This window comes from Pseudomonas knackmussii B13 (assembly GCF_000689415.1).
Lineage (GTDB): Bacteria > Pseudomonadota > Gammaproteobacteria > Pseudomonadales > Pseudomonadaceae > Pseudomonas > Pseudomonas knackmussii.
This window is the reverse complement of record NZ_HG322950.1, coordinates 2,113,902-2,133,962: the sequence shown is the minus strand read 5'-3', so window position 1 is coordinate 2,133,962 and position 20,061 is coordinate 2,113,902. Positions and strand designations below refer to the sequence as shown.

The window sequence follows — 20,061 nt, the reverse complement described above, 5'->3', positions numbered from 1 at the left end:
CGCACGAGAACCATTAAAGTGGACGAAATTATCAGCACAATTTCAAACTGGTTTCAAAACGCAAGCGGATTGGCTAATTTTTTTGGAATCACCACTCCAATTGCAGGAGTGGCATTTGCACTTAATAAGTTCCTAAAACAAAGGAAATCCGAGCCATCTATCCACGAGCTATCGGAAATTATTTCACACAATCAAAACAGAATAAATCTCAAGAAAATTGGAAAAATAGCCTTTGTCGATGATGAAATTCAGGACTTCCCAATTACAGAACTGAAGAAAGCAAACTATCAAATCAGCACCTACAAGCAAGTAAGCCTCGCCGACGTCACTGACCTAGCCACCTACGACGTAATATTTCTAGACATTAAAGGTGTTGTGAAAGACGACCCCGAAGAAGGCGGCCTTAAACTTCTATCATCGCTACGAAAATTAAATCCAAATCAGAAAATATGCGCCGTCTCAAACAAACAGTACGATGTCCTGGCAACAAGATTTTTCGAACAGGCGGACGACGTAGCTAAAAAACCGATGACAGCACAAAAATGTTCCGATCAAATCGATCAATTCCTATCGGAGAAATTCAAATTAGAACACATCGAGGAATCCATAACTTCGGAACTCTCTCGACTTGATAAAGGCAAGCGAGCAGCTTTTTTAAGATCCATAAATGAGCTTATTAAAAATCAAAACGACCCCCGACCATCTTTAAACCTTGACAGATCTGCCCACCCAAAACTTCATGAGGCAGCCATAGATTTCGTGAGGATGTATCGCAATGCTACTTAAGGAAGTAATAGACACAGGAGTTATAGTGGTACCATGGTCTTGCTGCATTCAAGGCACAGTACTAGCAGGCGACTCTGGAATTTCAAAAACCTGCGAAAAAAAATGCAAATCTGAAAGACCATGCCTAGTAACAGAGGCCAACGGTGAGGCACTTTGCCCATATGGCCTATCATATTTTTCTTCAACAGTCGGCTCTGCGCCCGTGGTGGTCTTCGGAGTTAAGGGCTCACTTGTTGGCAGTAAAATATCAAAAGAACTGAAGCACGAATTAAAAGGTAGAAACCTGGACGAGGCCAGATTCAAAGAGTGGGTTCAAAGACTGAACCATCTTGACTCAGTTATTGATAAACACATCCTAGAGCGTCAGTCTGAACTACTTGACCCCCTCCATGATCCAATTCGCCTCGCCAGGCAACTTGAGGCCATATCAATCAGTCTCCTTGAAAGCTCTGGCTCTGCTAGAACGCTAGATGCACAGCTTGATCAAGCTTCAGCCGAGATGAAGTCACTCGTAAAGGCTGCGGGCCTACTTAATGACTACTTCGATCTAGTATCTATATACTTTAATCCTGCAGCTGCTAGATTTGGACGTCCAGTTTCAACATCGCTACATGGAATCCTAAGAAAAATCACATCAATTCTATCTGGATTCGACGCAGGGGAGGAAGGAGCACGAATAAAGGTAAACTTCCGCGGCGAGTGCTATCGAAACTTCAACTTAAGGGAAAGCTTCAAAATCATCCCATTCTCTTTAATTAGCAATGCCGTAAAATACTGTCTTTCCGGAGAGGTTACAGTTAGGCTTCGCGAAATGCAGGACAGAGCAGAAGTCAGCATAGTCTCTCAAGGCCCACCCATAGAAGCAGAAGAAACCGATTTAATATTCAAAAAGAAATATCGCGGACAGTGGTCGAGGAGCTTAAGAAAAGGGGAAGGCGTAGGTTTGTATTTAGCCAAAATTGTTGCAGACGCACATAACATTAATATCAACGTAACCAGCCAACGACTTGGAGGCCAAAAATTCGGCGAAACCCCACTAGCGACAAACACTTTCAAGTTTGAGATACCATATCAGATAAACAAATAACCCTCAGACAATAAAACGGAAAACAGACCAAAAGGAGACAAATTTATTAAGCCACTCCAATCCTCGCAAGAAAAAGGGGACAGATTTATTAAACCACTCTAATCCCGACCGCCAAGACAGCTTTAGGGAGGAAAAATAAATCTGCCCCCTTTTCACTTAATTTTCGCCCACTAACAACTGGTTCAAGTCACTCACCTCACCCGCTCGGGACCGGCTAAAGCCGGCCCTTAACCAAACGTTAGGCCCTGAGCCACCAAATGAAACCGATAACCGAAGCCCCGATCGTGAATCGCATTGAAGTCTATCCAGACAGGGTTAGAGAGTTTTCAAATGAGAACGACTTCACTGGTCTTTCCGTTGAATTGCTAATCGAAGTTGGCTCTTACGTTTGTATCGCTGCAAGCATCTTGCCGCCGCCGCCGCATAGGTGGAATCGGCATGAAGCGGTAGTTGTCGGGCACTTGGTGCGCCTCTATAAGCTCATCTCGGCGATGCTGGATCAGACCTGCCAGCACCGACGAGAGACGACCTTTGTCTTCGGTCGACTCGCATTTGAGTGCATAGTTAATACGCTTTTCCTAATGAAAAACGATAAACCAGAGGTCACTGCGTCGTACATCGAGTACTCAATGCGACATGAAAAACGTCTGCGTGATCGAATACTAAGGAATGTTGAAGCAAGAGGAGGTGAGACTTTACATATCGAGCAACGAATGCTTCATTCTATCGAGTCTTCGGCTAAGCAGTCGGGTGTTGATCTGGACTCCATCAACCCTCCAAGCAACTGGGGTGGAAAAAACTTGTTCGAAAAAGCAAAGGATGTCGGCCTCGAAGAAGCATATCTTGGCGCTTTTGCGGGACCTTCACATTCTGTACATGGTAATTGGCAGGACTTGCTTGAATACCATCTCGACTCCGACGAAGAGGGCTATAGCGCGGAACTGAGCTGGCATCGCCCTCGCCCACAACTTCTCACAACCCTGGCGCTTCTAACCGTCGAAACCTTGCATGTCTTCTTCTCGGACATCATGGGTACGTCGGGAAAGAAGCTTGCAGAAGAGATGCCTGATCTACGCGAGCGCATCGGTCTGCTGGTGCACCTACACGAGGAATTTCTTGCTCGTGGCGCAAACCCCGCTTAGCTCCAAAGTACAAGTGCAACACTGTGCCTACGCGCCCCAGCCTAACTGGTCGTTCAACGCGGACGCCAAAGCTGGCCATGCCTTCGGCATTTTCATGGCCGGCTTCGGTACCCTCCGCACTTCGCGCTCCGGCGCCGGTTAACTAGGGCGTTAGTGACTGCTTCTGGCCGTTTGCTTCCAATAGGCATCGGCCCGCCGCGCCCCCACTTGACCATTCCCACCTGCCCCCCCTACCCTCCACGCGCCCTGTGAAAACGACAGGGCCGGGTTTAGCAGCCCGAATGACCAAAGGACGGAAACGCCTCGGCGAATTACCGCGATCAAATTCGCGCGGGAATTGCCTCGATGGCGGGCCGTATGGGGAGACCTTCGGGTCTGCCGGTCCTTTGGTCCCGGTTCTGCTAACCCTGTACGGCTCCGCCTCCAACTCCGGTTAGCAGCGGCCTGGCGGCGGACTTTCAGACCAAAGAAAGGACCTCCCCCATGGACGATTCCCCCCTCCCCACCCCGCTCTACTTCTTCCGCCATCGCCGCCTCCTCCGCGCCGTATTGCTCGACGACCAGGCCTGGTTCGTACTCGACGACCTGCGCCGACTGATGGGCCATCCCTGTTCCGAGCGTTTGGCCAGCCGGCTGGACGAGGACCAGGTGTGCGTGCGCTGGTTGCGCCGGGAGGATGGCGAGTTGATCGAGCGGGTGCTGGTGAGCGAATCCGGCGCTTATGCGGCGCTGATTCTTTTCAATGCATCGGACCTGTGCAGCCTGCGCCGCTGGATCAGCAACGAGGTGGTGCCGGAGCTGCGCAGCAATGCCTACGAGTTCGGCCCACGGCACAAGCACCTGCGCTGGCAGCGCCAGGTGTTGCATGTGCTGGATTGGCAGGGCCAGTTCTGGGTCAGCCTCGCCGAGCTGCCGCGCGTGCTGGGTGACCACCCCGCGAACGCCGGCCGTGCCGGTTGGCGGGAATGGGCGCGGCGATTGCGCTGAGGGTTTGCCCTTCCCCATAAGAAAAAGGCCGCTCGTAAGCGACCTTCGTGTCTTGCGTGCCACGCTCCGCCCTTCGCGGTAGCGATTTCAATGCGCGGCGAATTGTCCTGCCGGCCAAGCGTGCGATCACGCGATAGTTCATTGCGCCTGTGTTCGGCTCGACTTATTTACTTGCCGGGTCAATTCCGTGTTTTGCGCCCAGGCCAGCTCTCGTTCCTCCTCCCAATCCCGTCGTTTGGCTCACTCTTTACGCATTACTCTTGCTCCTTCGCCCGCTTGATAATAGGAAGCCGTAGAACCAACTCCTATTTCGTAGCGATAACCACCGTTTTTCAAACGCGTAATCCAGAGTGAGCGATTTTTCTTTTCTATGCAGTTTCTTTCCTCTTTCATGTCATTAAAACAGAGATCATCTCCATTCCCCTTGTCCGTCTTATAAACACCATCCCACTCCCAAATGACCACATCAAAAGAGCCGTCTTCCTCCGGCCTTGGGATGTCATATTTCTCCTTGAGGAGCGCTCTATGCTTATTCCACCAAGAGATTCGCCCTTGATCGGTCAAGGGAAAATTTTTGACTAAAACATCAGAAAAACTTCCGGATCGATGCACGGCATCAATCTGAACAGGCAGGTATATTCTCCAAACAGAATACACTACGACGAAAAGCGCCAAAATGCAGAATTTATATTTACCCTGCATACATTCAACACCCACCACTAATTGTCCTTGTTACATTCATCTCCGTAATGAATGGCTGATAGTCATAGCCACTCCAACGTTGCAATACGAACCAGATTTGAAACAGTGGAAGGCTACCGTAAACAGGATGCGCCAAATCCGTATCATCGAGACCGAAAAAAAGGGGACAGATTTATTAAACCACTCTAATTCCGACCATCCAGCCAGCTTTAGAGTAGAAAAATAAATCTGTCCCCTTTCCCCGTCATCACCAAAATTCTTATGCCCAAGCCAGCTTTGGAGTAGGAAAATAAGACCTCCCTATTTCTCGATTTACTCTCTAAGCCTTACTTCTTTACTCTCATCATCTTGGACATAGGAATTTTGCTCTGTATAAAATACAACCCGACCATCCCTTAGCTTTCTAACCAATAGGGGCTGCTCGCTTTTTTCGATACAACGCGCATCGACAGTCATATCTTCAAAACAACGAAAATCCGAGTCCTCGTCGGTTCCGTGATTCACCCGGTAGATGCCATCCCACGCCCAAAATACAACTTGAAAGGTGCCATCTGTATCCGGATGTGGAATGCCATACTCCGCGCGAAGCCTTTCTTTGTTTTGCTCCCACCATTCAATTCGCCCCCGAACTGTCCAAGGAAAGTGCCTGACAAGGACTGATGCATAAGACACGCCGCGATCTTTATGCACTGCATCTATCTCAACTGGCTGATAAATCCGCCAACCTCCATAGAGCAAAATGGCGGCGAACGTCAGGGTTAGCGAAATTTTCTTCAGCATATATTCACCTAGCATCCTCTATGATCGTCGTAACGTGCATCTCCGTAATGAACGGCTTGTAGTCATATCCACTCCAACGCTGCAGAACAAACCAGATCTGAAATAACGGAAGGCTGCCATACAGCGAGTGAGAAATATCTTTCTCGTCTAGACCAAAGTGATCCTGGACTCGATAGTTCACTTCGGCACGAAAGTGGTTTCCGTCTACATTTAGCGACTTTAGAGTTATTTCCGTGGCGGCGGTGTCATGCACAGCCAAGCCCATGCCATCAATTCGATTTACCCAGCCATCAAACTTTGGAAGTCGTGAATCCAACACCGCATCGACAAGTAACTTCTTCATGTCTGCGGGGTAATAGCCTCGCTTCCAATCAATACCATCTCTTAATGCATCTTCTATTTTCTTTAGCGACTGCGCCATAGACTCATGCTCTTTTAAAGCCTGATCCATCAACGGATGCCTAAAAGGCGCCCCCGTATTGCCCTGCATATGATCGATCAACCGGTCGATCAGTGAGCGATACGGCCCATACCAGGAGAACGGCTTGGCAAATCGGTGGAACTCCTCGAACAGTTCTTGCGCATCGGCTTTCCGCTGCTCTTCTCGTGTGAGCGTGTCGACCTTGAAGCTGTTGAGCCAACGCTTCAGCCGGGACGGTTCGGCAATTTCGGAGATGTAGTTCGGCGCCCAGTCGTAGCGGCGCTTTAATTCCTTCGCGTCTAGGTCGCCATGCTTCATATCTGGCGCGGCGTAGTCGTCCATCTTGCCTTGGCTGAGGAAGATGCGTGCCGGCAGCCGCAGGGGTTCTGGCGCGGGCGGTTTGGGAGGCACTGGGCAGGATGCAGCCGCATTGCCGGAGGATGCGGCGGCTGGGTTCGCGAGTGGGGAAATGGGTGCCTTTTGCGGTGCGGTAGCGGCGCTCAGTTGTGCAGCCTTTGCCGAGGGCGGTTCGCCCGGCCCTATCCATTCGCGCAGCGGCGCGATCAAGCGGTTGCTGCCGGCTGGGCAGCCACAACGGACCAGCATGCCGTCCAGCGCCACCGGCAGTTGGTCGAATCGCATCTGGGGCTCGCCTTCGACGATGACGCCCGGATGGCCGCATTGCGGGCAGGGCGTGGTGCGGTCGCCCTGGCGCAGGATGCCGCGCCCGGCGTGCCTGGCTTCGGGCAGGCTGCCGAGGCAGATGGCGCCAGTGGTGGTCTTGTCGCCGTGCAGGCCTTGGCCACGGCCGTGGACATTCGCGCGATAGCTCATGGGTCACTCCCGTTCGCGCAGGAAGTCATCGGCCATCGGCAGGCCCTGGCGCTCGGCGATCAGCACAGCGGCTTGGGGCGTGTCGGCGATTTCATCGCCGTTGCTCAGGCGGCTGCCGACGAGGGCCAGGCTGTGCCCGCTCCAATGGCTCTGTTCGCCGGCACCGCTGACGATCCGCGCGCGGCTGCCGTCGGGATACTCGGCGTAGTCTCCGGTACGAGCCGCGCGAACCTGGCTGCCATCCTCCAACTTGATGGTCAGCGAGGTGGTCGCCTCGCGGATCACGCCGCCAGCGTGTGTTCGGCTGCCCTCGGTGGCGAGCCGGTAGATGGCGACGATTGGGTGGCGTTGGTCATGGGCCTCCTGTGCCTTGATGATGGTCAGCATCTCTTCGCTGAAGCTGGCGTACTGCTCGGGGGTGAACGGAGAGCGGTTCTGATCGGCCAGTACTTCGGGCGTCAGTTCGTTGGTATAGGTCGGGATATTCCGAGTCATGGTGCGCTCCTTGTCGGTCGTGATCGCGCCCCGGCAATGCCTTGGCGCGACTACGGGGTCGTCGTTGGTTCGAGGCCTTGGGTGATGCCCTGAAATGCCCTTTGCAGAGCACTTGGGTTCGAGCGCGGGCATCCTGGAGGTGGGAGCCCTCAGCGGGTTTGACTCAGGTCACTGGCGTCGGGCGATGCCTCGGAACGAGCTGATGAATCAGAAATTTCCTTCACAAAAGAGCGCCCTGCGTTTTGCTGGGCCGTTCGGAGCCACCCCAAGCGCAAACTGGCCTGCATTCGCTTGATGGGCCATCCCTGTTCCGAGCGATTGCTCAATTGGCGGGACTGGGCGCGGCGGCTGCGCTGGAGGTTTGCCCTTACCCACAAATGAAAAGGACGCCCTGGGGCGTCCTAGTGTCTTGCGTGCCTTGAGCGAAAGAGGACAGACCTGTTCTTCCTGGGTGCCCTTTCGAGCCGAGCTAAAACGCTCGCGCCCTACTCGATCAGAAAAAACCATCCGCCCCCTTTCTCAGCCCATCAGGCGTTGGGCGGCGTGCCTTCCACGTTCGCCACGACGGCGTCGATCTGGATCAAAGCGCCTTTCGGCAATGCGGATACGCCTAGGGTTCTGCGGGCCGGTACGCCGTCCGGGAAGAACTTCGTGTAGGCCTCGTCCACAGCAGCAATGTCGGCGATGTTTTTCAGGAAGATATTCACCTTCACCACATCGGCCAGCGAGTGGTCGATGCTTTCGACAATCGCCTTGAGGTTATTCAGGCACTGCGCGGTTTGCTCTTTGACGCCTGCGCCTACGACTTCGCTGGTTTTCGCATCCAGCGGCAGTTGCGCCGAGATGTGGTTGTAGTGGGAGAACGCCACGGTTTGCGTGGAGAACGGGCACTTGGGTGCGTTACCGGTGTTGTTCGCCTTGATGACGATGCCATGCCGGTCTTCGACCAATTGCGGCGGGGTGCCGTCGCCGTGCGATACCACGGCTTCGATTTGCACCAGTGCGTTCATCGGCAACCCTGCCACTTCAACGACCGAGCGTGCCGGCACATAGCCTACGGCGCGGGCGATGGCCGAGTCCGGGAAGAAGGTTTTGTAGACGGCGTTTACCGCTTCGGCGTCCGCGAGGTTCTTCAGGAAGACGGTGATCTTCACCAGGTCGTCGAAGGGCACGTCGATGGCTTCGAGAATGGCCTTGATGTTCTTCAGGCACTGCGCGGCCTGCTCTTTTACGCCACCGGCTACCAGCTTCCCGGTTTTCGGGTCGATGGGCAGTTGGGCCGAGAGGTTGTTGTAGTGCGAGAAGGCAACGGATTGCGAAGACAGCGGGCTGATCGGGGCGTTCTCGGTGTTCCGCACGACCTTGACCAAATCCCCGGCCTGCGGCGCGCCGGGAATGGTGCCTACGCCGTTGGAGATCAGCGCATCGACTTGCACGAGTGCATCCAGCGGCAGGGCCGCAACCGCGACGGCGGTGGTGACGGGGACATAGCCGGGGAAGAAGGTTTTATAAACTTCGTTCACGGCATCGAGGTCGGCGATGTTCTTGACGAAAAGGCTGATCCGGACAACATCTTCCATTCCATGATCGATGCTCTCCACAACTGCCTTGATGTTCTTGAAGCACTGTAGCGCCTGCTCTTTTACACCGCCGGCCACCAACTTTCCGGTTTTGGGATCGATCGGTAGTTGCGCCGAGAGATTGTTGTAATGAGAGAAGGCGACGGTTTGCGAATAAGGGCCGACGCCCCGTGGAGCACTCTCGGTATTTCTGGCCAGCACAGCGTTATAAGTATTCACATCAACATTCCTATATTTTTACTGAGAATCGGCTAGTTGCCTGGATAGATTCACCCTCGGCAATTGCCGCCGCTCTCCCGAACGGCAGCCTTTAAATTTTTGAAGGCGAGCAGGCTAACAAGCACCCTGCGAATAATTCATTGACTAAGCGCAAGTTCTGCGGCTTCTGTGCACTGCGCCATTACTCGCCCGGCGTTAAATACCTGGAATACAACGGAAAACTTTTCCGAATGCTGTAAGACTTTTCCCGCATATTTAGACCCCATCTGATAACGCCAGGCTTTTCGTTTCTGCCTGTCGCTGGGTGCTCTGGCCTTATCGAAGCGCTGCCAGCCGGAGTTGATCGTGGGGGAGTCGGCACGGATACGCCGATCCGGGCCTGGCTGTCCGAGGTATCACTACTAAGCCTCAGGTTCGGAATCGGCCTACAAGGCGCATCCTTAAATCTGAAAAATAACGCATTAAAATCAACGACTTGATTTTAACCCCAGGGCATTTTCGCTCCCGCGCCACAGCCGCGAGAGCGCCGCCGGGCGGCCCGGTTCGGGCGCCTGGGTTTGCCCCACGACAATAAGCACCGCTACCGATGACCTTGCTCCCCTTCCGCTCTCCGCTTCCCTCGTACTCGCCTCGCCGGCACCGCGTCGGATCGACGCCTGCCCGGGACACCCTCCGCCCTGGAACCGGCTGCCGCCGGCAATCGACAGCCGCTGCCGGCTGCCGGGCGCGGCGTGCCCTCACTTTCACGCGCGAGGTGATCCGATGATCCGTTTCGTTGCCATCGACCTCTGGGACTGCTCGCTGGACCCGGTCGAGCGTCTGCTTCGCGGCTCGCGCCGCGACGGCGCGGCGTTTTCCTGCAACCTGAGCAAGCCCGAGTACCGCTTGCTGCAGCGGCTGCTGATGGCGCCCGGCACGCCGGTCAGCCGTGACGAGCTGACCAGCCATGCCTGGCACGGCCGGCCGGTTGCCGCCGGCAGCCTGAGCAATGCGGTGTTCAACGTGCGCCAGGCCTTCGGCGCCGAGGACGGCCACAAGGTGATTCGCACCGTGCCTAACCTGGGCTACCGCATCCAGGCCCGGGTCCTCGACGGACTGGCGGAGCAGCCGACCCTCTCCGCGCTCGATGCCCCGCCGGTGCTGGATAAGCTCGCTGTTGCACGCGCGCCCATCGCCGCGATCAAGCGCCACAATCTGCGCGGATGGGTACTGGCCTTGGCTGCCGGGGCGCTGGCCAACCTGGCGGTCGTGCTGTGGTTCGCCCATTCGCGGGCCAGCCCCCTGGCTACCGAAACCGCGCATCGCGTGGCCTACGAGTACCTGGCGGATATCGGCGAGCGACACTTCTTCGCCCAGCTTGCGGCCGCGCCCTCCTCAAGGCGCATCGAGCAGGCATTGAAGGCGTTCGCCGACCACCCGCCGCAGCTTGCTGCCGACAAGTCCTTCGTCTATGTCAATCGGGGCGATTCGGACGACGAGTTCAGCTTCTTCCTCTGCCAGGACCGCCTCGAAGCGAAGGCGCCGGACTGCAGCGCCTACGTCATCCTGCAAGATCCCCACTCATGAAGCGCACGCTCTACGTCGCCGCTGCCGGCCTGTTGCTGCTCGCGCCCTGGGCTCTGCACCAGCTGACCGCCGCACAGCCGAGTATCTGCAGTGGGGAAAGCGAGCTCTTTGCGCGCTCCTCGCGCGGAGCCATTCACTACCACGGTTCGATGACCTACAGCCCGAAGCGGCAAGGCCGGGCGCTGATGCGTTTCGTGGGGGACTTCGACGTTGGCGACGGCAGGCATTACCACGTGAACCGCACGGCGGAAGTGCGCAGCGAGGTGGTCGACGGCGAGGCCCGGCTCGTCACGCTGAGCGCCTCGCGTTCCTTCGCCGACGACGCGCCGGACGACCTGGTCCGGCGCTATGTGCACCCGGCGCTGGAAACCGGGGCGCAGTACGACGTGAAGCTCTTCGATCTGGCGGCAGGCACCCTGGCCAGCGGTTCGGAACTGAGCCCGCGCAATGTCTGCCTGATCCGCGCTGCCGATGCCTGAGGCGCTCGACGCCGGGCTCAGTTGTACTTGAGGGTGTAGGTGAGCGCGGCGTTGGCCTGGCCGGCGACGATGGTCTTCGCGGTCTGGATGTAGCGCGCCTGGTATTTCAGGGTGTAGGGGCCTGCCTCGGAGGTCTGGCCATGGGACAGCTTGGTATTGAAGGCCACCGGCTCGCCGGATTCGTCGAGAATCTGCACGCCCACCCCGGAGGCCGTCTGCCCGGCTGGGGACAGTTTGAGCGTGCCGGGTTGCGAACTGTCGATGTCGCCGGAGAGCGTGATGAAGACGTTCGCGTTCTGCTCGCACTGCAGCGCGATGTCGATGGGCTTGGCCGCTGTAGTGCTGCCGACGCCGGAGAAGTCCGTGTTGCGCTTCTGGCCCATGTCGACGGTAAGGTCGCCCGGGGCCTGGCAGCTGGGTACGACGAACTCGACGGACTCGAATTGGTAAGTCAGCAGGTCGGACATGACGACGGTGGTAGTGCCCTTGTTCACCTTGTCCATGGCTACCGGCCGCATGTTGAAGGTGCCCGGTGCCGGCAGATTGCCGGAACCGATCTTGATGAGCTCCCAGGTGTCGGTGAGCGTGGTCACGCCTTTTGCCAGCTGAAGCTTCGGCCCCGAGCCGTCGTGCATAGGCGTACGGGTCATCAGGGTCGTTTCACCCGTTGCGGAGTTGTAGTTGGTCCAGCGCACTCCTACCGCTATGAAGCCGGACTGGACGACGCCCTCGACATCGCTCATGCCGTAGGCAGCGTTGGATCTGGACCGGCGCAGCTCGTAGTTCTTCGTATCGCCCGTGCAGTCGATGGTAGTGACCGATTGCGCGGTACCCAGCACCGACCCCAGGGGAAAGTCCACCGATATCAGCAGCGGCGAAGGATAGCTGACGGTCGTCGTCACCTTGCTGGTGCAGGCGATCAGCCCCTCGGCGTGGAGGCTCGCCGCACCCAGCAGGGCGAGCGAGGCGAGACGGGTCTTGTTGCGCTTCACGTGTACAGACTCCGATTGATGGAAATGGCAGCCGGGCCGCTCGCCCGGCCGATGAAGGGCGCTCAGGCGCCAGCCAGGCAGCGCGCCGAGCGGCGCGGCATGTCACCGGGGCTGTCGGTGGCGATGGGCTCACCCATGACCAGCCGGCACGACTGGCCGGCTTCCCCGCCCCAGCGCACCTGCAGCGGGCCGGGGTCGTCGCCGATGCGCAGCAACGCCAGGCCGGCCTGGCCGATCATGCCGAGCGATTCGCCGGCCGCGCTCAGCACTTCGGCGCCGAAGGGAGGGCTGCCGCCGTCTTCGCCGCTGACCTGCAGGAGCAGCGCGCGGCCGATGGTGGTCGGGTAGTCCAGCTTGACCACCGCGCCCTGCCGCGGCGTGACCACCTGGGAGCTGACCTTGAATTCCACGTCGTCGGAGGCGCCCTTGGGGTCGATCAGCACTTCGTTGCGGCGATAGGGCGACAGGCCGGTGACCAGCGCCTTGCCCTGCCCGTCGAGATGGCTGTTGTGCCCGCTGCCCACCCGTGCGCCCTTGCCGCCCGCAGCCTCGATCACGCCCATGGTTTCGCCCTGGCCCGCGCTGAACAACACGCCATCGCCGTAGCCCAGGACGGTTCCGCGCGCCGAGGCGGTGTATTGGCTGTAGCCCTCGCCGCTGCTGGCGCTGAAGCCGAGCGCGACCGGCGAGGTGGTGTACTGCAGGCTGCCGCCACGGGTTTCACCGCGCTGCCCTTCGTCGCGGTTGCTGCTCTGGTAGAGGCTGTAGCCGAACTGGCCGGTCTCGCCGGCGCTGCCGCTCAGGCTGGTCTGCAGCGAGCGGTCGCGGCTGTCGGTGTAGGCGGCGCTGGTGCGCAGGTAGGCGCCGGTCAGGCGTTCGCCAAAGCTCAGCGGCACGCTCAGGGTCGCCAGGTACTGGGTCTGCTCATCGTCGCGCCGGTTGCCGCCGCCCTGCCGGGTGCGGCTGGCGCTGAAGCTGAGCGCGCCCCAGCCGAAGGTCTTGCCGATGCCGGCCTGGTAGGTGGTGTCGGTGCCGCTGCGGTCCCAGTAGTTCTGCCGCATGCCGTTGACGAAGAGGCTCAGCGAGTCGCCCAGCGGCTGGTCGAGGTCGAGCTGGATGCGGTTGCGTTCGCGGTACAGCGTGGGGAAGTCGCTGCCCTTGAGCGCCGCGAAGTTGGCCATGCTCAGGTAGCCCTCGCTGGAAAAGCGGTAGGCGGCGATGGCGAGGTTGGTGCCGGTGGCATCCAGGCGCTCGCTGTAGGTCAGCCGGTAGCTCTGACCACGCATGCGCGGCTCGATGCCCTGGACCTGCGTCGGCAGCCCGCTGGCCTGGGAGCGGGTGACGTCCGCGCCCAGGGCGCCGAAGCGAGTATTGAGCGCCGCGCCGCCCAATACGGCGAGGTAGTTCTCGGCCAGGGTGCTGCCGGTGTACAGGGTCAGGTCATTGGAGAGCCCGTAGCGGTAGGTGCCCTGCACGAAGGCCGGTGGAGCGTCGAGCTGGTCGTCGCGGTAGCGGCCGGCGGCCAGGCTGAAGCGCGAGTTGCCCGGGCGCAGCAGTTGGCTCACCGAGGCATAGGGCACGGTGAAGGTCTTCTCGCGGCCGTCGGCCTCGGTGATGGTCACCTCGAGGTCGCCGGCATAGCCGGTGTTGTACAGGTCGTCGATGACGAACGGGCCGGGCGCCACCGTGGTCTGGTAGACCAGGTTGCCGGCCTGGCGGATGCTCACCTGCGCATTGGTGTCGGCGCTGCCGCGCACCGTCGGCGCGAAGCCGCGCTGGGAGTCGGGCAGCATGCGCTCGTCGCTGGCCAGGGCCACGCCGGTGAAGGGCATGGCATCGAAGAGGTCGCCGGGGGTGAAGTACTCGCCGAGCGTGCCTTGCGCCTTCAGCGCGGTGAGGTCGTGCTGGGCGTAGGTGCTGCCGGCCTGGTATTCGCTGCCCTGCTCGGCACGGCTGTAGGTGCCGTTGTGGCGCAAGCGCCAGCCGGCGACGTTGAGGCCGGCGTTGAGGCTCGCGTAGTAGCGGTCGTGGCCGCCGGTCTGGTCGAGCTGGTTGCGGAAGGCGCTGGCGTTGTAGCCGACGAAGCCCGCCGTGATGCCTTCGTCCCAGTCCTGCGGATCGACCATGCCGCGCACCAGGCGGCCGATGTACGCCTGGGGTATCGCCAGGTGGGCCGTGAGCGCGGAGACATCCACGTCCAGCGCGATGTTGGGGTCGAGTTGACGCAGGTCGACGCAGTCCGCGGCGAGCAAGTGCTGCACCCGCTCCTGCTCCGGCAGCCGGCGCAGGTCGAGGCCCAGCGCCGGCAAGTCGTCGCGGCGGAAGCAGGTTCGTGCAGGGCCGTGCTCGCTCTCGGCCTCGATGGTCACGTCGAAGCGGCCGACCGGTCGCTGGTTGACGAAGGTATCCAGGCGCTGGGTGCCCGGTGGCAGGACGGGCGCGGCTTCGAAGCGGGCAAGGTCGAGCGCCTGACCGCCGTCGCGGAGGAATCCGCGATCGAAGATCACGTCGCCGTCCGCCACTGCGCTGGAGCCCACCCAGGAGCCGCCGGCGATCCCGATGGACAAAGCCATCCACCTGACTGGCGATTTTCCATCACCCTTCATTTTGCTTGCGCTCCGCTGCTTCGAACGAGAGTCGGCGTTCAGTCGCCGAGGGAAGAGGACTGCCTGACCGCCGCGCCGTAGTCGGACACCCAGACGTAGTCGACGCCGGACACCCCAGGGGGCACGCTGGCCGTGGGTTTCAGCGGGAGTTCCAGTTCGCCGTGCGGCCCGATGGTTGCCGAGTCGTCGCTGGTGAAGCTCCTGCCGTTGGCCGTCACGCTTACGCTGGAAACGGAGACGTAAAAGGCACTCGCATTGCTCGCCCGCAGTACCGGCTTGTCGCCGCGCTCGACCAGCTTCCAGCGCAGGCCCTCGGCCGCCGCCGCCGCGCTGCCTTCGAGCCCCTGGGGCCGGTAGAGCAGCTTGAGGCGCGAGCGGAAGGCGACCTGCAGGTGGTTCTCGCCGGCGCGCTTGCGATCCAGCGAAGGCACATCCAGCACGTTCAGCCAGAACAGCGATTCGCGGTCTTGCGGCAAGCCCCCGGAGGTCAGCAGCACGCGCAACGCCTGGCCCTTCATCGGGTCGAGGCGCGACATCACGGGCGTCACCAGGAAAGGCGCCTTCGAGCTGGACGGTGTCGCCCTCTCGTCGCCGTCGTCGATCCAGGCCTGCACCAGCGAGGGCGTGCTGCCCCGGTTGCTCAGCTGCACGGTGATCTCGCGCTCGCTGCCGGGAAACACCTGGCGGGTGCCGGCGATGACGACATTGGCCTGCGCCGCGGCCGCCTGCATCAACAGCAGGGCCAGTAACAGGCAGGATCTGAACTTGGGTACCGCACGCACGGCCGACTCTCCGTCAGGGGGTCGCGGGGATTGCGCGAACGGCTGCCCGGGCATTCCCCGCCGGGAACTCAGAGGTATTCCAGCGAATACATCAGCTGAGCGTTGACGGTACCGGCCGTCACGGCCGGATCGACGGAGACGTACTGGGCGACGTAGGACATGGTCGCGCTGCCGTTCTCGGCATCGATGTCCGCGTAGTTGTTGTTCTTGTTGTCGCGGAGGTCGATCGGCTGGCCATCGGCGTTGGCGATCTGTACTTCGATGCCACTGGCGCCGTTGATCATGGCCATGTTGAGCAGGTTGCCGGTGCTGACGTCGACGTTGATGGCTTCGAAGTGGGCGCGCACCTTGGTCGGTGCGGTGTCGGTACCGGTGCACTCGCTCAGGTTGAAGTTGAACTGGGTGGCGCCGGCGGAGTTGCCCACCGACTTGAAGGAACTGATACCCACCACCGGCAAGGCCAGGGTGTAGTCGCCACCGGTGCCGCCGTCGATATCGATGGTGCAGGAAGCATCGGTAATGGACCCGGTGATGGTCACGGTGCCGTCGACGGCATGGGCGCTCGTGGCGGACAACAGCGCCGCCAGCGGCAATACGGACGTGGCGAGGCCACGGCGTACACAACCTTTCACTTTCATTGGGGATTCTCCTTTTGTTTGTCGTGCAGAAGGCAGTGGCGACCGAAGCACTCGGTGCAGCCGCGACGAAGCCTGTCTGCCGGCGAACGGCGGAGCGAATCCTTAATTCTCTTCTTTTGCTGATGATCGCTCTAAGCGCCGATCATCAGCCGCCGCGCGCGGCCTGCAGCGGCAGCGTGGGGCGTGTTGCGAGCGACCGCCGCGCACATCGCGGCGGATTAATCGCCGCAAATATCCTTCCCCGGACATGAAAAAGCCGCCCGAAGGCGGCCTTGTGGCAGTGCGCGGGCGGGTCAGACCCAGCCGTCGCTGCGCTTGCGCTTGACCCGCAGCAGGGTCGGCAGGAGCAGGCCGACGAACAAGCCGGCGCCGGCGATGCCGCCGCCGTAGGCCATGTAGCGCATCAGCACCTGTTTGTTCTCGTTGCCCAGTTGCGCCTGGGCGGCGCGCAGGTCGGAGCGGGCCTGGCTGAGTTCGCTGTCGAGGCTGCTGCGCGCGGCCTGCAGTTCGTCGATGAGTTTCTTGCGGGTGTCGAGGGTTTCCTGCATGCCCTGCACGCGGCTCTTCCAGCTGTCGTTGATGCCGTTGAGCTGGGCGGTCAGCTCGGCCACCTGTTTTTCCAGGTCGGGCAGGCGCTCGGCCTGGCCGGGCTTGTCCTGCAGGTCGCGGCTGGCGATCCAGACGCTGTTGCCGCTCTCGCTGCGCACCTGGCTGTAGTCGCCCTGGGTGCGTAGCAGCTCGACCTTCTGCCCCGAGACCAGGGTGCCGACGATGCGGTAGCCATCGGTGGGGCCGCTGCGCACGTAGGTGGTCAGGCTGTCGCTGACCCAGCGCGGGCCGCCGGCGGGCTCCTCGGCCTGGGCCGTCGCGGCCATGGCGAACAGGCCGCCGAGCAGGCAGGCGCCGAGGGCGCGGGGGCGGCGTGGGGTTGCAGCGGTGAGAGGGAGGGATTGGGTCATGGGCAATCTTCACATGGCGATGAACGAAACCCGCGGGCGGGCGCGATGGAAGTCGTCCAGGCGAATGGCTGCTGGGGCAGCGCGGTCAGGGCGAATGGCGGGCGTCCGGTCCTCCGGGTGGCGAACGGCCAGGCGATCCACCCACTGGGTCGACCGGAGACAGACCTGCCATTTAGGAATGGAGTTCAGTCGCGCCGGGCGATGCGCGATGGGCGGTAGCGGGTCGGCGGGCGGCCTCAGAGCACTTCGATGCGGTCGCGGCCGTTCTGCTTGGCGCGGTAGAGCGCGCGGTCGACACGCTCGAGCATGGCGCTTGCGCTGTCGTCGCCGCAGTACTGGGTGACGCCGAAGCTGGCGGTCTTGCGCCGCACGGTGTGGAAGTCGAAGCCGTTGATGCGCTGGCGCAGGGCGCGCGCGGCGGCCTGGGCGTGACGGTGATCGGTGCCTGGCAGCACGACCAGGAACTCCTCGCCGCCCAGGCGCCCTACCCGGTCGGTGCTGCGCACGTTCTCGCGCAGCAGCCGGGCGAACTGGCAGAGCACGCTGTCGCCGACCGTGTGGCCGTGGGTGTCGTTGACGCTCTTGAAGTGGTCGATGTCCATCAGGATCACCGAGAACGGCGTGCCGTAGCGCTGGGCGCGGGCGACTTCGTCGGCGAAGAACTGGTCGATGCGCGCGCGGTTCCATATCCCGGTGAGGCCGTCGACGCTGGCGCTCAGGGCCAGGCGGTTCTGGTGCAGGAACATGGTCTTGTGCGCGCGCTCCAGGAGGAAGGCGCTGAGCATGCCGAAGGAGTAGGAAGCGAGGATCCACAGCAGGTTCAGGCACTGCACGCCGGGCTGCAGAGAACTCTCCAGGGTGACGATCAGCATGAGCGCGGCCGAGGTGGATGCAGTGAATGTCGCCTGGCGCAGGGTCAACCCGGAGACGGAGAAGGTCCACATCAGGTTGAGGTACATCTCCGGCGCGTAGGCGGCGAAGTCCGGCTGGTCGTGGTTGAGGTAGAGGTTGGCCGCCACGGCGCCGATCGGCGCGCTCATCAGCAAGGCGCGCATTGGCCGGTAGTACCGGGGCTCGTTGCTCATCAGGCCGACGGCAAGCAGTGCGGCGGGGACCAGCACGCCATGGGCGAGCAGGCGCAGCTCGCGGTGCGTGGTGGCGATGTTGTACTCCATGAAGATGTAAACGAAGTACAGCGACAACGTCAGGAAGGCGACGTAGCGGATCTGTGGGGCCTTGGCCTGGCGATACCAGAGCACGAACTCCTGGCGGATGGAGTCCGGTACTCCCTGCAGCGGGTCGAGCGACCGCGTCAGCTTGTTGATCAACGACACCCCTGCCCCCTCTTCGATGGCTTTTTCGCGACGGCGTACATTGCCCGAGTTCCCGGCCCGTCGCGCTGTCCGCGCGTCAGAAAACCTGCATTTCGTCTGTATCGGCGGCACTCACGACCACTGAAGGCGAATTTCTGGCGCTTTCTCGCGTCGGGTCCACGCCACTCGGGCGAAAATGCAAAAGGCCGCCCGAGGGCGGCCTTTTGCGTCGTCCGGGGTACGGACTCAGGCGAGGGCTTCGCTGGGTTTGCCCAGCAGGCGGTCGATGACGACCATCAGCGCGAGGGTGGCGACAGAGGGGATCAGCCAGGCCAGGCCCTGCTCCGAGAGCGGCAGGTGGGCCATCCACTCCGGCAGGTTGAAGCCTGCGCCCTTGAGCGCGTCGACCAGGCCGAACAGCAGCGACACGGCCATCACCGGCGCGACGATGCGGGTCTGCGACTTCCACAGGCCGGCGCAGAAGCTCAGCGCCACCAGCACGATGCACGGCGGGTAGATGGCGGTCAGCACCGGCACCGAGAACTGGATCAGCTTGGTCAGGCCGAGGTTGGACACCAGCAGCGAGAAGCCGGCCAGCAGCACCACCAGGGTCCGGTAGGACAGCGGCAGGATTCGGCAGAAGTACTCGGCGCAGGCGCAGGTCAGGCCGACCGCGGTGACCAGGCAGGCCAGGGCGATGAGCACGGCGAGGAAGCCGCTGCCCAGCCCACCGAATGTGTGCTGCACGTAGGCATGCAGCACAGCCGCACCGTTGGTGGCGCCAGCGGCGATCTCGTGGCTGCCCGCGCCCAGGCGGAACAGGCTGATGTACACCAGCGCCAGCCCTACCCCGGCGATCAGCCCGGCGATGATGGCGTAGCGGGTGATCAGCCGCGGCGACTGCACGCCACGGGAGCGGATGGCGTTGACGATGACGATGCCGAAGACCAGCGCGCCCAGGGTGTCCATGGTCAGGTAGCCGTTGATGAAGCCCTGGGAGAAGGCCGCGTGCTCGTAGCTCGGCTCGGCCTGGCCGATGGTGCCGGCCGGCAGCATGAAGGCGGCGATGCCCAGTGCGGCGAGCGCGATGATCTTCAGCGGCGCGAGGAAGCGGCCGACGGTGTCGAGCAGCTTGCCGGGGTACAGCGAGATCACCAGCACGACGCAGAAGTACACCAGGCTGTAGATGAACAGCGGCAGCGGACCGTCGCCGGTGAGCGGCGCAAGGCCGACCTCGAAGGACACGGTAGCGGTACGCGGGGTGGCGAACAGCGGGCCGACCGACAGGTAGCAGACCGCCGCCAGCAGGCCGCCGGCAACGCGCCCGATCGGGTGGCTGAGGGTGTCCATGGCGCCGCCGACCTTGGCCAGCGCGACCACGGTGATGACCGGCAGGCCGACCGCGGTGATCAGGAAGCCGAGGGCCGCCATCCACACGTGCGGGCCCGAGTGCAGGCCGACGATGGGCGGGAAGATGATGTTGCCTGCTCCGACGAACAGGGCGAAGGTCATAAAACCGAGTGCCAGGATGTCCTGGCCTTTCAAGACGTTCATGAAGGGAATACCACAGTGCTTGAGCGGGTTAACGTGCCCTTTGAACACTCCGGCATGGCGGTGGACGTGGCGGGATCGGGAGCGGCGTCGAATGGCAATGACGATGCGCTCCACGTCGATCGGGCGACGCAGCACGGGC

General features: G+C 60.9%; 19 protein-coding genes. 6 read left to right on the top strand and 13 right to left on the bottom strand.

Annotation, left to right across the window (positions count from 1 at the left end; translation table 11 throughout):
* Positions 1–18 precede the first annotated feature (18 nt).
* The 4 genes from PKB_RS29560 (at position 19) to PKB_RS10145 (ending at position 4,002) form a co-directional block, all read left to right on the top strand.
* Positions 19–786, top strand: a complete 768-nt coding sequence (locus PKB_RS29560; RefSeq protein ID WP_156958016.1) for a hypothetical protein — start codon at positions 19–21, stop codon at positions 784–786.
* Complete coding sequence (locus PKB_RS29045; protein WP_084166602.1) at positions 776–1,873, top strand: sensor histidine kinase; 1,098 nt, start codon at positions 776–778, stop codon at positions 1,871–1,873. The genes PKB_RS29560 and PKB_RS29045 overlap by 11 nt, the downstream gene beginning before the upstream one ends.
* A 257-nt stretch (positions 1,874–2,130) precedes the next feature.
* Complete coding sequence (locus PKB_RS29555) at positions 2,131–3,015, top strand: DUF5677 domain-containing protein (RefSeq protein WP_156958015.1); 885 nt, start codon at positions 2,131–2,133, stop codon at positions 3,013–3,015.
* A gap of 483 nt (positions 3,016–3,498) precedes the next feature.
* Positions 3,499–4,002, top strand: coding sequence for a BRO-N domain-containing protein (locus PKB_RS10145; RefSeq protein ID WP_043251362.1), 504 nt, complete (start codon positions 3,499–3,501; stop codon positions 4,000–4,002).
* Positions 4,003–4,242: 240 nt separating this feature from the next.
* On the opposite strand, the gene PKB_RS29040 is transcribed toward PKB_RS10145, so the two are convergent.
* The 6 genes from PKB_RS29040 to PKB_RS10125 all read right to left on the bottom strand — a co-directional run bounded on the left by PKB_RS29040 (position 4,243) and on the right by PKB_RS10125 (position 9,033).
* A complete protein-coding gene (locus PKB_RS29040) occupies positions 4,243–4,719 on the bottom strand; it encodes a DUF943 family protein (RefSeq protein WP_156958014.1) in 477 nt (158 codons plus the stop codon).
* The gene (locus PKB_RS30545; RefSeq protein WP_167333363.1) at positions 4,709–4,840 is read right to left on the bottom strand and encodes a DUF3289 family protein; all 132 of its coding nucleotides are present in this window, start codon (positions 4,838–4,840) and stop codon (positions 4,709–4,711) included. The genes PKB_RS29040 and PKB_RS30545 overlap by 11 nt, the downstream gene beginning before the upstream one ends.
* A gap of 176 nt (positions 4,841–5,016) precedes the next feature.
* Positions 5,017–5,484, bottom strand: coding sequence for a DUF943 family protein (locus PKB_RS29030; RefSeq protein WP_167333362.1), 468 nt, complete (start codon positions 5,482–5,484; stop codon positions 5,017–5,019).
* Positions 5,485–5,488: 4 nt separating this feature from the next.
* On the bottom strand, positions 5,489–6,739 hold the full coding sequence (locus PKB_RS28740; RefSeq protein ID WP_052355229.1) for a PAAR domain-containing protein: 1,251 nt from the start codon (positions 6,737–6,739) through the stop codon (positions 5,489–5,491).
* A 3-nt stretch (positions 6,740–6,742) separates the two neighbouring features.
* Positions 6,743–7,234, bottom strand: a complete 492-nt coding sequence (locus PKB_RS10130; protein WP_043251358.1) for a PAAR domain-containing protein — start codon at positions 7,232–7,234, stop codon at positions 6,743–6,745.
* A 527-nt stretch (positions 7,235–7,761) separates the two neighbouring features.
* Positions 7,762–9,033 carry a Rid family detoxifying hydrolase gene (locus PKB_RS10125; RefSeq protein WP_043251356.1) on the bottom strand — a complete coding sequence of 424 codons (1,272 nt, stop codon included), beginning with the start codon at positions 9,031–9,033 and terminating at the stop codon, positions 7,762–7,764.
* A 762-nt stretch (positions 9,034–9,795) separates the two neighbouring features.
* Here PKB_RS10125 and PKB_RS28735 point away from each other — a divergent pair.
* Together PKB_RS28735 and PKB_RS10115 are read left to right on the top strand one after the other, a co-directional pair.
* A complete protein-coding gene (locus PKB_RS28735; RefSeq protein ID WP_052355228.1) occupies positions 9,796–10,599 on the top strand; it encodes a winged helix-turn-helix domain-containing protein in 804 nt (267 codons plus the stop codon).
* Positions 10,596–11,078, top strand: a complete 483-nt coding sequence (locus PKB_RS10115) for a hypothetical protein (RefSeq protein ID WP_043251354.1) — start codon at positions 10,596–10,598, stop codon at positions 11,076–11,078. Before PKB_RS28735 ends, PKB_RS10115 begins: the two co-directional genes overlap by 4 nt.
* Positions 11,079–11,095: 17 nt before the next feature.
* On the opposite strand, the gene PKB_RS10110 is transcribed toward PKB_RS10115, so the two are convergent.
* From PKB_RS10110 to brnQ, 7 genes are all read right to left on the bottom strand, one after another.
* On the bottom strand, positions 11,096–12,070 hold the full coding sequence (locus tag PKB_RS10110) for a fimbrial protein (protein WP_043251352.1): 975 nt from the start codon (positions 12,068–12,070) through the stop codon (positions 11,096–11,098).
* Positions 12,071–12,132: 62 nt separating this feature from the next.
* On the bottom strand, positions 12,133–14,637 hold the full coding sequence (locus PKB_RS10105; protein ID WP_167333361.1) for a fimbria/pilus outer membrane usher protein: 2,505 nt from the start codon (positions 14,635–14,637) through the stop codon (positions 12,133–12,135).
* Between the two features lie 77 nt (positions 14,638–14,714).
* The gene (locus tag PKB_RS10100; protein ID WP_043251347.1) at positions 14,715–15,458 is read right to left on the bottom strand and encodes a fimbrial biogenesis chaperone; all 744 of its coding nucleotides are present in this window, start codon (positions 15,456–15,458) and stop codon (positions 14,715–14,717) included.
* 68 nt (positions 15,459–15,526) lie between these two features.
* Complete coding sequence (locus tag PKB_RS10095) at positions 15,527–16,096, bottom strand: fimbrial protein (RefSeq protein ID WP_043251346.1); 570 nt, start codon at positions 16,094–16,096, stop codon at positions 15,527–15,529.
* A 293-nt stretch (positions 16,097–16,389) separates the two neighbouring features.
* Positions 16,390–17,055, bottom strand: coding sequence for a TIGR04211 family SH3 domain-containing protein (locus tag PKB_RS10090; RefSeq protein WP_043251343.1), 666 nt, complete (start codon positions 17,053–17,055; stop codon positions 16,390–16,392).
* 236 nt (positions 17,056–17,291) lie between these two features.
* Positions 17,292–18,389 (bottom strand): GGDEF domain-containing protein, encoded by a 1,098-nt coding sequence (locus tag PKB_RS10085; protein WP_052355227.1) that lies wholly within the window; start codon positions 18,387–18,389, stop codon positions 17,292–17,294.
* A gap of 225 nt (positions 18,390–18,614) precedes the next feature.
* The gene (brnQ, locus tag PKB_RS10080) at positions 18,615–19,922 is read right to left on the bottom strand and encodes a branched-chain amino acid transport system II carrier protein (protein WP_043251342.1); all 1,308 of its coding nucleotides are present in this window, start codon (positions 19,920–19,922) and stop codon (positions 18,615–18,617) included.
* Between the last annotated feature and the right edge of the window lie 139 nt (positions 19,923–20,061).